The organism is Acetobacter sp. AAB5, from assembly GCF_050106715.1.
GTDB classification, from domain to species: Bacteria; Pseudomonadota; Alphaproteobacteria; order Acetobacterales; family Acetobacteraceae; genus Acetobacter; species Acetobacter oryzifermentans.
Genome location: NZ_JBNIEW010000001.1, coordinates 414655 through 426830, shown reverse-complemented (window position 1 = coordinate 426830; position 12176 = coordinate 414655). Strand labels below are relative to the sequence as shown.

At 55.4% G+C, this 12176-nt stretch carries 15 protein-coding genes; 7 read left to right on the top strand and 8 right to left on the bottom strand.

Going from position 1 to position 12176, the window contains the following annotated elements:
• Positions 1–23: 23 nt before the first annotated feature.
• Genes ccmE through ACP7IZ_RS01990 form a run of 3 tightly spaced genes read right to left on the bottom strand, consistent with a single transcriptional unit; the run spans position 24 to position 1482 of the window.
• Positions 24–554 (bottom strand): cytochrome c maturation protein CcmE, encoded by a 531-nt coding sequence (gene ccmE / locus ACP7IZ_RS02000; RefSeq protein WP_426847614.1) that lies wholly within the window; start codon positions 552–554, stop codon positions 24–26.
• A complete protein-coding gene (locus ACP7IZ_RS01995; protein WP_162853386.1) occupies positions 551–712 on the bottom strand; it encodes a hypothetical protein in 162 nt (53 codons plus the stop codon). Before ACP7IZ_RS01995 ends, ccmE begins: the two co-directional genes overlap by 4 nt.
• The gene (locus tag ACP7IZ_RS01990) at positions 709–1482 is read right to left on the bottom strand and encodes a heme ABC transporter permease (protein ID WP_006116085.1); all 774 of its coding nucleotides are present in this window, start codon (positions 1480–1482) and stop codon (positions 709–711) included. The genes ACP7IZ_RS01995 and ACP7IZ_RS01990 overlap by 4 nt, the downstream gene beginning before the upstream one ends.
• A 171-nt stretch (positions 1483–1653) precedes the next feature.
• On the opposite strand from ACP7IZ_RS01990, the gene ACP7IZ_RS01985 reads away from it, so the two are divergent.
• Both ACP7IZ_RS01985 and ACP7IZ_RS01980 read left to right on the top strand, forming a co-directional pair.
• Positions 1654–1947, top strand: coding sequence for a YciI family protein (locus tag ACP7IZ_RS01985; protein WP_035351641.1), 294 nt, complete (start codon positions 1654–1656; stop codon positions 1945–1947).
• 2 nt (positions 1948–1949) lie between these two features.
• Complete coding sequence (locus tag ACP7IZ_RS01980; protein WP_426847613.1) at positions 1950–2369, top strand: EVE domain-containing protein; 420 nt, start codon at positions 1950–1952, stop codon at positions 2367–2369.
• Positions 2370–2476: 107 nt separating this feature from the next.
• On the opposite strand, the gene ACP7IZ_RS01975 is transcribed toward ACP7IZ_RS01980, so the two are convergent.
• Positions 2477–2812 (bottom strand): TIGR01244 family sulfur transferase, encoded by a 336-nt coding sequence (locus ACP7IZ_RS01975; protein ID WP_006116082.1) that lies wholly within the window; start codon positions 2810–2812, stop codon positions 2477–2479.
• Between the two features lie 110 nt (positions 2813–2922).
• Complete coding sequence (locus ACP7IZ_RS01970; protein ID WP_426847612.1) at positions 2923–3600, bottom strand: hypothetical protein; 678 nt, start codon at positions 3598–3600, stop codon at positions 2923–2925.
• 226 nt (positions 3601–3826) lie between these two features.
• Between ACP7IZ_RS01970 and ACP7IZ_RS01965 the strand changes: the two genes are divergently transcribed.
• Positions 3827–4684 (top strand): EcsC family protein, encoded by an 858-nt coding sequence (locus ACP7IZ_RS01965; RefSeq protein ID WP_426847611.1) that lies wholly within the window; start codon positions 3827–3829, stop codon positions 4682–4684.
• A gap of 69 nt (positions 4685–4753) precedes the next feature.
• On the opposite strand, the gene ACP7IZ_RS01960 is transcribed toward ACP7IZ_RS01965, so the two are convergent.
• Entirely contained in the window at positions 4754–4930 is a 177-nt protein-coding gene (locus ACP7IZ_RS01960) for a hypothetical protein (RefSeq protein WP_426847610.1), read from the bottom strand.
• Positions 4931–4945: 15 nt separating this feature from the next.
• Positions 4946–5920, bottom strand: a complete 975-nt coding sequence (locus ACP7IZ_RS01955; protein WP_426847609.1) for a 2-hydroxyacid dehydrogenase — start codon at positions 5918–5920, stop codon at positions 4946–4948.
• A gap of 177 nt (positions 5921–6097) precedes the next feature.
• Between ACP7IZ_RS01955 and aat the strand changes: the two genes are divergently transcribed.
• The 4 genes from aat to ACP7IZ_RS01935 all read left to right on the top strand — a co-directional run bounded on the left by aat (position 6098) and on the right by ACP7IZ_RS01935 (position 8876).
• Entirely contained in the window at positions 6098–6739 is a 642-nt protein-coding gene (gene aat, locus ACP7IZ_RS01950) for a leucyl/phenylalanyl-tRNA--protein transferase (RefSeq protein ID WP_426847659.1), read from the top strand.
• Between the two features lie 92 nt (positions 6740–6831).
• Entirely contained in the window at positions 6832–7647 is an 816-nt protein-coding gene (locus tag ACP7IZ_RS01945; protein ID WP_006116074.1) for a DUF4412 domain-containing protein, read from the top strand.
• Position 7648: 1 nt separating this feature from the next.
• Positions 7649–8278: a hypothetical protein gene (locus ACP7IZ_RS01940; protein ID WP_150177999.1), complete on the top strand. Its 630-nt coding sequence runs from the start codon at positions 7649–7651 to the stop codon at positions 8276–8278.
• Positions 8279–8324: 46 nt separating this feature from the next.
• Positions 8325–8876: a hypothetical protein gene (locus ACP7IZ_RS01935; RefSeq protein ID WP_426847608.1), complete on the top strand. Its 552-nt coding sequence runs from the start codon at positions 8325–8327 to the stop codon at positions 8874–8876.
• A 30-nt stretch (positions 8877–8906) separates the two neighbouring features.
• Here the strand turns inward: ACP7IZ_RS01935 and ACP7IZ_RS01930 are convergent, their stop codons facing one another.
• On the bottom strand, positions 8907–12092 hold the full coding sequence (locus ACP7IZ_RS01930) for an AsmA-like C-terminal region-containing protein (RefSeq protein WP_426847658.1): 3186 nt from the start codon (positions 12090–12092) through the stop codon (positions 8907–8909).
• Positions 12093–12176 lie beyond the last annotated feature (84 nt).

Here is a 12176-nt window from a genome sequence, read left to right as displayed (position 1 = left end):
CTCCCGCTTTTTCAGGTCTGTATTTAGTTGGTGGCAGGCTGGGTGGCGGTGTTTTTGCGGGCATCCTGCACCGTCATTTTGTTCCAGCTATCCGCACTGGGGGGCGGGCCAAAACGTGGGTCCCACTTCCCGGCCTTTTTCAGGGCCTCGGCCACTTCCTTGGGCATGTAGGTTTCATCATGCTTGGCCAGCACTTCGGTAGCGGCAAAATCGTGCGAAGGCTGCACGGTGCCAATGGCGACAACGCTCTGCCCTTCACGGAACAGGTCTGGCAAAATGCCCTCGTAATGCACGGTAACAGCGGCCTGACCATCTGTGACGTTAAACGTGGCCACAGGTGTTTCACCCTTGCGTTCACGGTGCACAGAGCCAGCAACCACCATACCGCCCAGCTTAACGGTTCTATCCGCAGGTGGGGGGGAGGCCATAACCTGTGAAGGTGTGACAAAAAACACGATATCGGAAGAAAAAGCCCGCAGGATCAAAGCTGCGGCAGTGCCAAGGCACGCCACGCAGGCAATGACAAGCCAAAGGCGACGGGTTTTGCGGGTCATGATTGTGGAGCGGCTCCTGCCTTGCGGGGGGCTTTTTGTTCAAGGGTGGCCAGCCGGATGCGGTCGCGCTTCAGGCGCAGGGCAGCACCAATAGAAAACACAAGCGCCATAATGGCAAACAGGCCGTAGCTGGCGGCAATATAAGGCAGATGGGTCATGCAGCGTTGCCTCTGCGGCGAGGGGAGGACAGCAGGGCGCGAATACGGCTTTCCATTACGGCGGCACGGGTGCGGGCCACAACAATGGCGGCAAACCCAAGCCCCATACCCAAGGCAGACAAAGCCAAAGGCCACAGCATGGAAGAAGACATGGTGGGCGCACCCGTAAGGGTAATGCTGTCTGGCTGATGCAGGGTATTCCACCACTGCACACTAAACTTGATAATGGGCAGATCCACTGCACCAGCAAGGGCCAAAATAGCGGCGGCTTTGTACCCTCGCTGCGGATCATCAAACGCCCGAATAAGGGCAATATGGCCCAGATACAGGAAAAACAGCACTAAAACGGAGGTCAGCCGTGCATCCCACACCCACCACGTACCCCACATGGGTTTGCCCCAAAGGGAACCCGTAGCAAGGCAAAGCGCGGTGATAGATGCCCCAACAGGCCCAATTTCCACCGCTGCCAAATCAGCCAGCGGGTGCCGCCATACAAGTGAGAGCAGGCCACATATGGCCAGCCCAGCATACCCGGCAGAAGCCAGCATGGCGGCAGGCACATGCACATACATAATGCGCACGGAATCGCCCTGCTGCCAGTCTGCGGGGGAGAAAAACAACCCCCAGCCCAGCCCCGTAAGGGTAAGAATAATGGCAGGCCACGTTAGCCACGGCTGCAGGCGTGCCCCCAGCTTAAGAAACTGGCCGGGATTGGCATACCGATGGAAAAAATTGCCGGTACGCGCGACAAAGGTCGGAGAGGCGCTCAAAAGTCAGTCCGTTCCATCTGTATCTGGTTCAATCCTGTGGTTTTCCTCTTTCACCGCCATTGTGGAAGTGGGAAAAGGACTACCTGTGTCCCCTTTTACAACATTCCGTGCCTCTTGACACGATGCAGTTGTTCATGGGCGTCTTGCCCGCACAACACAACGGAGGAAATTATGCTGTTTGCCATTACCTGTACGGATCGCCCCGGCGCGCTGGAATTGCGCAAGGCCACACGTGCGCAGCATCTGGCATTTTTGGAAGCCCATAAAGACGGTATCCTTTTTGCAGGCCCGCAACTGGATGCCAATAGCGCCCCCTGTGGCAGCCTTGTTCTGCTGGAAGCCCCAGATCGCGCCACGGCAGAAGGTTTTGCTGCGGCAGACCCATACGCAAAGGTTAATCTGTTTGAAAGCGTGATTATTCGCCCGTTGCGGACCGTGTTCCGTGATGGCCAGATGGCAGAATAATCATGGCCTACTGGCTGGTGAAAAGTGAGCCGGATGCCTTTAGCTGGGATGAGCAGGTGGCCAATGGCGTAGAGCCATGGACAGGTGTGCGCAACCATCAGGCCAAAAAGAACCTTGCGGCCATGAAGGCGGGAGACCGCGCTTTTTTCTACCATTCCAACGTGCAACGCGCCATTGTTGGCGTGGTGGAAGTGGTGCGTGAAGGTTACCCAGACCCAACGGCAGAAACAGATAAATGGGTATGTGTGGATGTGAAAGCCATAGCCCCCATGCCTAACCCCGTAACACTGGCGCAGATTAAGGCCGAACCTACGCTGGAAGATCTGGCTTTGGTGCGGCAGTCTCGCTTATCTGTCTGCCCTGTATCGGCAGAACACTGGCAGATTTTGTGTGATATGGGCGGGTGGCAAGAGCCTGCCTGAAACACAGCCTGTGTTCACGATATTTTGTAGTAATGGGCAAAATACATACAAACAAAAAAGGCCGCCCATAAAGGGCGGCCTTTTTTGCAAGCAGTGCAGAGTAAAAATTAGCTCTGTGTTGCCAGTGTCCATGCCTGAGCGGAACGGTTGCCAGAACGGCAATAGGCAAAAATTGGGCCAGGCAGGGTGTTGATAGCTTCCTGCGTTTCAATCACGGCATCGGAAGAAGGTGTGAGCGGTGCAGAAACGGGAATGGCAATAAAGGAAAGGCCCGCTTTGCGTGCGGCTTCACCAATGGTTTCAGCAGATGGCTGGCCAGCTTCTTCACCGTCCGGGCGGTTACAAATAATGGTTTTGAACCCTGCACCATGAATAAGCGGAATATCATCCACTGTAATCTGGGGGGAAACTGCAAAATCGGGGGAAACAGAATGATACTGCATGGGAATAGGTATCCTGAAAGCTAAAAAGAACTGCCGTACAATGCGGCTTTTGGGGCTGAATGCAAGATCAAAGCAGCCAGACCCAAAAGCGGGTATGCCCGGATATTTGTTTAGCGGTGAATAAAGTACATGTCTGAGTACAGGTTTTTCAATGCGGCATGGTCTGCCAGGCAGTGGCGCACCAACACGGCACGCAGGCTGATAGCTGCCTGCTGTACGGCTGGATCTGTGCTGTTTGGGTGCAGGTCTGGGTAATGCCGCATGCAAGCTTTTAGGGTGGGATTGTTCATATCCACGCCAGAGCGGATCTTTTCTTTCAGCTCATTATAGTAGTCGGAAACCTCTTTATCAGAATCCCACAATGGCACGGAGGTATCCACCTTGCCGTTGTGCATAAAGTAAGCCACCGTGAAAAAGCCTGTTTCAGGCGCAGCCGTGCCAGATTGAACTGTCATGCGGCAAGAGCGTTGTGAATAAGGCGGAAAGCTTACATCCGGCATGGCGGAAGAAGCCTGTACCTGTATGGCGGGCGCAGGCGTATTGGGGTTGGGAGAGGCATCCTCTACATCTGCACCACCGGCTTCATGTGCCTTTTCCCATGCTTTTGCCACCAGAACGTGGAAACGGTCAGACTGGCACAGATCTGGTGCAGTGCGCGCTTCAGCCAGCCGGGTTTCATATGTCTGCTGCTGCTGGGTGGCGCAGGCAGCGGTTGCAACAAGGGCAGCCAGCGGCGCCAGCCGCAGAAAGCGCCGCACGGAACGCTGGGTGGGTGAAGGATCGGTCATGTCAGGATACTCCGCAATAAGGTGTGCGCCTGGGTGGAGAACGGTATTTCTGCTTTGGAGTGTGTAAGGGCTTTATGCAAGCCTTACAACGGCGCGGGCCGCGTATGCAGGGTGGATAAGGTGCTGGGTGCTGTTTTTCGTGCCCTGTGCCTGTTATGATTACAACGGAATAGAGAAAAATAAGGCGCCAGAGTGCGTCGCTGCTTCGCTCGCAAACGGGCGTGGCATGCAGCAGGCAGGAGAGGCACGGATGAGCACACAAAAAACAGCAGGGAATGCCCTGGCCCCCATGCTTTTGGAGGGGCACGAACTGGCAGAACTGGAACAGGCTCTGGCTGATGTGGAATCTGGCCGGGGCGTTCTGGTGCGTTTGGCAGACCTTATGGGCGGTGCCGTGGGGCATGCTGCACGTTTGGGCCTGCGTGGTTTGGGCATGGCCCCCAATATGGAAGAAAAAATGCGCGGGCTGGCAGAAACTGCCATTGCACGTGCGTTTGATGTTGCCATTGTGGGCATGAAAGGCCGCGCAGATAGCCAGATGGCAGAAGCCCGTTGGCGTGGCCCGGCACTGCAAGCCGCTGTAGCTGTTTCTGGTGCAGTTGGTGGGTTTAGCGGCTTGGCCGGTTTGGGCCCGGATATTGGTTTTACAACGCTTACAATCATGCGCGAAATTGCACGCGTTGCGCGGGAAGAAGGGGAAGACCTGTCTGACCCCGATGCCCGCCGTGCATGTTTGGAAGTGTTTGCCCTTAAAGCCTTCCCGAACAGCAGAACGGGCGAAGAAAGCGAACTGGGCTATTTTTCGGCCCGTGCCGTGCTACGCGGCCGCCCGGTTGTGATGTTGATTGCTGAAGTGGCCTCGCATTACGGCTTGGCGCTGGGACAGAAAATTTCTCTCCAGCTTATGCCTGTGGCAGGTGCGCTGTGTGGGGCCTCTTTGAATACGGCGTTCTTCAACCATTACCGTGCGCTTGCCCGTGCACATTTCACCATTCGGCGCTTAGAGCGTGAACACGGGCCGGTTGTGCGTGATACCGCTATGTCTATGCGCGAAGATCTGGCCGAACGTGGGGCGGAAGCCTGAACCGCTTTTTGCCAAAGTAAGAGAGATGCAAAAAAGGCCAGCACCTTTATGGGCTGGCCTTTTTGCTGTTTAGGCGGGTTTTTTCGCGACCTTGCGGGGCGGTTCACCCTCCAGAAACGTAGTGAGAATGGCAAATCCAAGCAGCGTGATGCCAATAACCTTGGCCGCCAAATGGTAATGCGGCGCCCACATATTCACGGCAAAGCACACCACAATACCAATCAGGCAAGACAGGCGCATGTTCATGGCAAAGGTTGCTCCTTACGCCGTAACGGGAGAAGGCATGGGCAAGCCTTTTGCCAAAGCCTCAACATTATCTAGCGCCAACATGCACATGGCGGTGCGCGTTTCTATGGTGGCGCTGCCTGCGTGCGGTGTCATGAAGATATTGGGCAAGGCTGTCAGCCTTGGGTTGGGGTTGGGTTCCTGCCGGTAAACGTCCAGCCCAGCCCCAAACAGATGGCCAGATTCCAAAGCCTCTATCAGCGCATCTTCATCCACCAAAGACCCGCGCGCCGCATTTACAAACACACTCCCTTTGGGCAGCAGAGAAAATGTCTGGCTGTTCATGAGGGGGGGCGCAGAAGGTGAACCCGGCATGTGCAATGTTAGCACATCGCAATGGGGCAGCATGTCTTCCAGCTTTTCAAAATAGGTGGCACCGGCTTCTTCCGCGGCGGAAAGGCGGCTGCGGTTGTGGTACAGAATGGTCATGTCAAAGCCACGTGCGCGTTTTGCCACAGCCTGCCCAATACGGCCCATACCCACAATGCCCAGCCGTTTGCCGGTAACGCGGTGGCCCAACATGCCGCCCATACCCATGCCGTGGTGCCAGCCTTTTTTCATGAGCGTATAATATTCGGCAGCGCGGCGGCAGGCGGCCAGAATCAGCATCATGCTTAAATCAGCATTACAATCTGTCAGCACATTTGGGGTGTTGGAAACCGCAATACCACGCGCATGTAGGGCGGGAAGATCCAGATGGTCTAGGCCAACGCTTACGGTAGAAACCAGTTTTACGCATTCTGGCAGAGCTTCTACATCCTTGCCTTTAAGAGGTGCGTTATTGGTAACCATAACAGCAAAAGGCTGAAATTCCTTAGCCAATTCCAGAAGGGCCTGTGTGTTCAGGCTTTTTTCTGGCGGAGGCGGGGCTGTAAATTCTGTTTTAATACGATCTTCCGCAGCATCTAACAGGCGGATGGAGCGGATAAGGCGAGGTGCTTCTGTGCTCACAGGCAACTCCGTAGGCTGGTGAGTCGGTGGCTGTCTGGCACAAGTTTGTGCCCAATGCGGGCTGGCATCAAGCAGGGTCAGACAACATATGGGCTATGACACTCCATAACGGAATGCAAAGCCAGAGGTTGCCTTGGCTTGCGGGATGATGGGTTGCAGGAAAGGAACATGCAGCAGATGACACAGGAACTTACCCCACAGATCATGCTGGGTGCATATGCGGCGGGGCTGTTTCCTATGGCGTCCGATGCAACGGATACGACCCTGCGGTGGTATGACCCCGACCCCCGCGGTATTTTGCCGCTTGATGGTTTTCATCTTCCGCGCCGCTTGCGCCGCACCGTGTTGTCTGGCCAGTTTGATGTGTGTGTGAACAGGGATTTTCCCGCTGTTATGCGCGCATGTGCTGCCCCCGCGCCGGGGCGTGAAACCACATGGATAAATAGCGAGATCTATCGCCTGTTCTGTGCTCTGCATAACATGGGTTTCAGCCACAGTGTGGAGTGTTGGCAGAATGGTAATCTGGTTGGCGGCCTGTACGGCGTAGCCCTTGGTGGTGCTTTTTTTGGAGAAAGCATGTTCAGCCGCACAACGGATGCCTCCAAGGTGGCTTTGGTGCATTTGGTGGCGCGGTTGCGCGTGTGTGGGTTTGTTGTGCTGGACACACAATTTGGCACCGAACACCTGGCCCGCTTTGGGGGTGAGGAAATACCAGCAGCCGCATATAAAGCCATGCTGGAAAAGGCCGTAAGCATGCAGCCGCGTTGGCAGCAGAATATTCCGGCTGATGTGCTGGAAGCAGAAATCCGAAACATGTAAGTAACTGCCATATTCCGGCCCGTGGCATGCCTTAGGCTTGCAGCATGTTGCTTGCGCCCAAGGTGGTAACCAAGTGCGGGCCTGTAATTTGAATGACTGGAATGGATGATATCATGAGCACACGCCTGTATGGTCGTATGCGTTTTTTTTGCCTGATGGGTGTTCTGGGGGCGGCTGTGCCTGTGCTGGGCACGGTGTTTTCTGGGCAGGCACAGGCACAGGTTGCGCTGGATCATCCACGCCTAACGCCCGCGCGTGATGCTATTATTGATTACAGCTTTCAGCCCCAGCCCACAGCGCAGGATTTGGAAAATGGTGTTAAGCCAGACACACCCATAGCAACGCGCCATGTGCAGGTGATGTTCTCTGGCGATGGCGGGTTGATGCGCATTAACTACATGACCAGCATGGAAGGGGATGACAGCCGAGGGGCTGTGATTATCAACCGCGCCTCGCAGGAAGTGTTGGTGCTTTTGAATGATCGGCATATCTACACTCGCCTTGTGCAGCAGGAAGGTATCCGCAACCCGTTTCTGCTTGATCTGTCCATGCAGTTTACACGCAAGGGCAGTGATGTTGTGGCCGGGCAACCCTGCACCGTCTGGGCCGCACAATCTGCCCAAGGGCAGGCTACGGCGTGCGTAACGGATGATGGCTTTATTCTTTCCCAAACCGGTATTGATGTGGATGGGCTAAATGGCCGTATCCGCGCCATGAAAGTATCTTACGAGCCCGTGCCCGATAGCGTATTTCAGCCGCCCGCAGGCTTTCAGGAAGTTAACCCGCATAGTGGCAATAAAAACGGCGGAGGTTCAGCGGGTGGCGCTTCGGCACAACCTGCTGCGCCTTCTGGCGTAGGGCCAATGATATCTACCCCAGCTCCAAATAGCGCGGAAGGAACACCGTAAGATGGTTGCAAAACGCTTTCTTGCTGGTGTGGGGTTTGTGCTGTTGGGGGCTGCGGCTTCTGGCGGTGTCGCCCATGCCCAGATACAGCCGCAAACGCCAGAGCCAACACAAATAAGCCCAACAGATGCGCCGGTGGTAACGCCATCTGTTGATGCAGATGTGTTGTATGAGCTGAACTCCGCCCAAGGGGATGCCCCCACCCAGCAACGTATGCGCTGGCAGGTTAGCTCCTTGCGCCAACGGCTGGACCCGCAGAATTCTGACGTGTTCATGATTACATCATGGACAGATCACACCCTTACAGTGGTGGATACCGCACGCAAGCGGGCCAGTGTGATGCCCGTACCAGGCCCACAGCAGATTACTCCCCCAGGGCAGCCCGCAGCGGCTGGCACCTATGCACGATTGGGGAATTCCGTTGTGGCGGGTGAACAGTGCACATTGTGGCGCACAACGGATGCCGAGGGGCATCCAACAGATGCATGCTATACGCCAGACGGCCTGCTTTTGCAGGTTGCGCAGAAAGGGCAGGTTACGGTGCGCGCAGTAAGTGTAAGCCGTGCCACCCAGCCAGATAGCGTGTTTGCCATTCCGTCCGGGCTGAAGCGGGAAGCCCCTGCACACCCATAAGGTTTGATGTTTCGGGCGGCAGAAAACGGAAAAAGAGAACGTCGCCATGAAAATCCGCCCCAGCTTTGCACTTTTCTATCTGTTTCTTGCTGGGGTAAGCCTGCCTGCTCTTGCGCAGGCGGATGATGGAAGTTCCGGCACGGTTTCCGTATGTTTGCGTGCGGATATTGCGCAACCGCCCCAAGCCATGCAGGTGGTGGCATCTGGCACCGTGTTTACAGCGCAAGCCAAAGCCGGTGGCCGTAAGGCTGGGGAAGAAAACGAAGCCTTGGTTACCACAGAAACTGTCACCCTTACCCATATGCAGCCGTGTATGGATGCAGATGCATCCTCTGTTATCTCGCACACACGGCATTGGCTGGTTTCCCCCATAACCGCGCAATCTGGCGTGGTGTTTCATGCCATAGGGGAAGTCAGCGGCAACGGCCTAGATACCGCTTTTGATGATGAGGGTGCATCTTTTCGGGATATCGTGCGGGCAGGGGGCATTACGGCCACAGTGCGCAGCCCGCTAACAGATGCTGTATCTCTGATGGAAGGGGCGGCTGATCTTCCCCCCAATGCGGATGGAGAAGACCCCGCTATTGATGATAAATAATATGGCCCCTGCAAAGGGGCTGCAACCGGGTTAAAAAATCCGGCGCAAGGCCCCCGGCAGAAAGATGGAATAGGGGTTTACGTGCAGTGAAGGGTTGCTCATTTGCCCGGCCACACCAAAGGTTATGGCCACAAGCCCACCGTCTTTTTCCGGGCTAAACACCCAGCCAATGCCCGGCAGCTTTCCGGGCAGTTTATTAATAGCAAAAATAGGTACCACGGTGCCGTGTAAATCTATGCTGTTCTTATCCAGATTAACGTCGCCTTCAAGTGTTGCGCCCAGTGCATTGTTGCCTGTTCTGCCATCATGAATATTCAGCACGCCATCTTTGAACGTTACGGGCAGCACAAGATGTGTAACGGTAAATTCCGATGTATTATGTGCGGCCAACCAGCCGTAAAATGAGATATTCCGTGCCATACGCAGGGCTGTTGGGGCTTTTTTAAGCACAAATGGCGTTACGGTTATGCGGCCGTTAAACGGGGCGGAAGCCTCCGTATCATCAAAAGATCCGCTTAAAACGGCATGGCCACCTTCTACATCCGGCACAATTTTAAAGTCAGACAGAAACGCGCCCATGTTGGGGATAGAAACGCGCAGGTCTCGCCCCGCACCTTTGGGGGTAAGTGTCATGCTTACGGGGGTTGGCCCGTGCATGGCAAAATACATTTTTTCCAGACGTTGGCCGTTATCCTCAAAATAGGCTTTTACAGCTTTTAAAGATGGTTTGTCCGGATTGTAGCGCAATGTGTTGGCTGTCAGATCAATAGCCCATGCTGTACCCGGAGGGCCGTGTAGCTTGCCTGTTGCTGCCTCTGGCACGTGGTACCCGCTACTGGCGGGCTGTGCGGGTTTGGGGTCTGATGGATCACCCGTCACCAAAGGGGAAAGATCCAGCATGTCTGCATAGACGCCAACATGAATAACCGAGCCTGCCACACCTTTTTGTGGCAGTTCCAGCATGGCATGGCCGGTGGAATGAGCAACCCGGAAGGAAGAGATAAGCAGTTGGGGCGCATGGTTGGGGCGTAGGCGGGCTTTGCCACGTACATCCAGATCCGGCCCGGTAGCCAAAATACGATCCACCGCAACAATCTGGCCGTTTTTTAGCCCCAGCGTAGCGGTGGCCTGTGCAGCCCGCCCCGGTGCCTTATGCCAGAGCGGAATGCGAATTTGGGAGTTTTTGAGGTTGAGGTTGATATCCACCAACCCGTGGTGATCTCCATATTGGCGGTAATCCACCACGGCATCAGCAGAGCCACCAAAATGGTCTCCCGTTGCAAAACCGGCGGCTGTTGCGGTTTGTGGGGTAATGCGGGATGTCAGGTGCGCCTGTTCCAAAAGCCCGGTTGGCGGTACATGCCGGAAATCCGTTGAGTAGGAGATGTTGGAGGGCAGCCCACCCAACACCCCATGCCCGGCAAGAGAAAGGCCATCTGCCGTGGCATCCAGCTTGATATCAGCTCGCCTTACACCGCGCCCGGCAACCACGTTATCAAGCGATGCCTGCGTGATATCGGCATGGCCCTTAATGTCCATGTCATCAATGCTGACATCGTCTTTCAAAGGGAGGCTAAGCATAAGCTGAAGTTTGGCGCGCCCACGTGGGTTGCGAAGATCCAGCGGGTGGCGAGAAAGCAGGTGCAGGCGTGGTTCGGCCAAAAGAGCCATCACATCCTGTAATTTGCCATCTAGTTGTGTGTTGATAATACCGGTCTGGTCTTTTTTGGTCAGGCCCACAATATCCATGCTGCCGGGGCCAGCAGCAATGCGGCCAATACCATTTTGGCCTACGTTCTTTCCGGCGCGATCAACAAGCTGGTAGCCGTGGTCAAACTTGATGCTCAGCTTGTCCAGCCCGTCCACATCCATATGGGCATCCATGCCCCTTAGTGGGGAAATAGGCCGTAGCCAGTAGATGGTCAGCCCCTTGGCATCCAGCCCGCCAGCAATGTTGCTAACATCCACACCATTCCAGCCCGTTTTGCTGGATAAAGAAACAGTGGTGTGCAGGTTGTAGGCCACGCCATCTGTAATATTCTTGGTTACCCATTTTTTACCGCCCTTGGCGGCCTTGTCTGGCCAATAATAAACCAGATCGGGAAAGTACACCTGCGGAATATCGGCAGTAACCTGCCCGGAAACGGTGGTAGGGTTTATCAGATCTGTGGCATCTACTTGCCCGGATACAGCCAGATGAAGCCCTCTGGCCTCATCTTCCGGGTGGTCTGGATTGCGCAGGTTGGCGGTGATGTTGTGCACAATAATATGTGCAGGCGTGCTGCCATCCTTAAGATGGTCAAGCCGCAGGGTAATATTGGCAGAGCCGCCGTTTAAAAAATAGCGTGCCCCAGCGGCAGTAACCTTGCCGCTTTGTGCATCTGCATGCAGGTCCATCGCGCCTGGCATCAGCCACTCCGAACCCGGCGCGGGCAGAAAGCTGACATCGGATGTCACCGTAATAGGTGTTCTGATATGTTGCAGGTCATGCGAGATATGGGAAAAGCTGGCTGGCTTAACGGCATTGGTTGCCAGATGCCACACAATGCCTTTGCCATCTGTATCTGGCAGGCTGTTGGCTTTTACCTCTATGTGGCAATCAGGGTCTTCTTCCCCCGTTACGGCAAATTGCACGGCACCCGTTATGCCCTTTTTGCCTTGGGCTGATGCCATATGCAGTGTGGCATCTAGCGGAGAAGCCACCCAATGCGTGCCGGTGAGCTGATCATTCATACGCACAACAGCGTGCGAGATCACGGCACGGTCCAGTCCGGCAGTATCCACGCTTCCGCTATCACTTGCGCCTACGGTCGGAGGGGTATCAAAATCAAACCCCACAGCACCGTTTTTACCGCGCCGGAGGGCAAGGTTTACGCCTTCCAACTCTACGGCGCGCAGGGCAATGCCACCATGTAGCAGGGCCAGTGTATCCAGCGTAACATGGGCTTCGTGCACGGTATCGACCACTGTACGGTCCGGCCCTTTAACGGCAATATCATGCAGCGCAAGCATGAGCGGAGATGTGAACCCATCGCGCAGGCCGTTCCATTCCAGATAGGCGCGCCTTAACCCCAGCGTAGCGACCGGAGGCTGTTTTTTGCCGCCGGAAATAACGGTAACAGGCAAAAAAGGGCGCACCAACGGCGTAACATTTATTGGCCCAAGCGCCATGCGTGCAAACAGCAAAACTGTGCCCACAACAGGCAGCCCCACCATGGCATAGGCACCATAGACCAGAAATTGCCGGGTTTTTGTGCGCCGTGGGCGCGTGGTGTCTTGACCGTTGGAAGTCAACGCAGC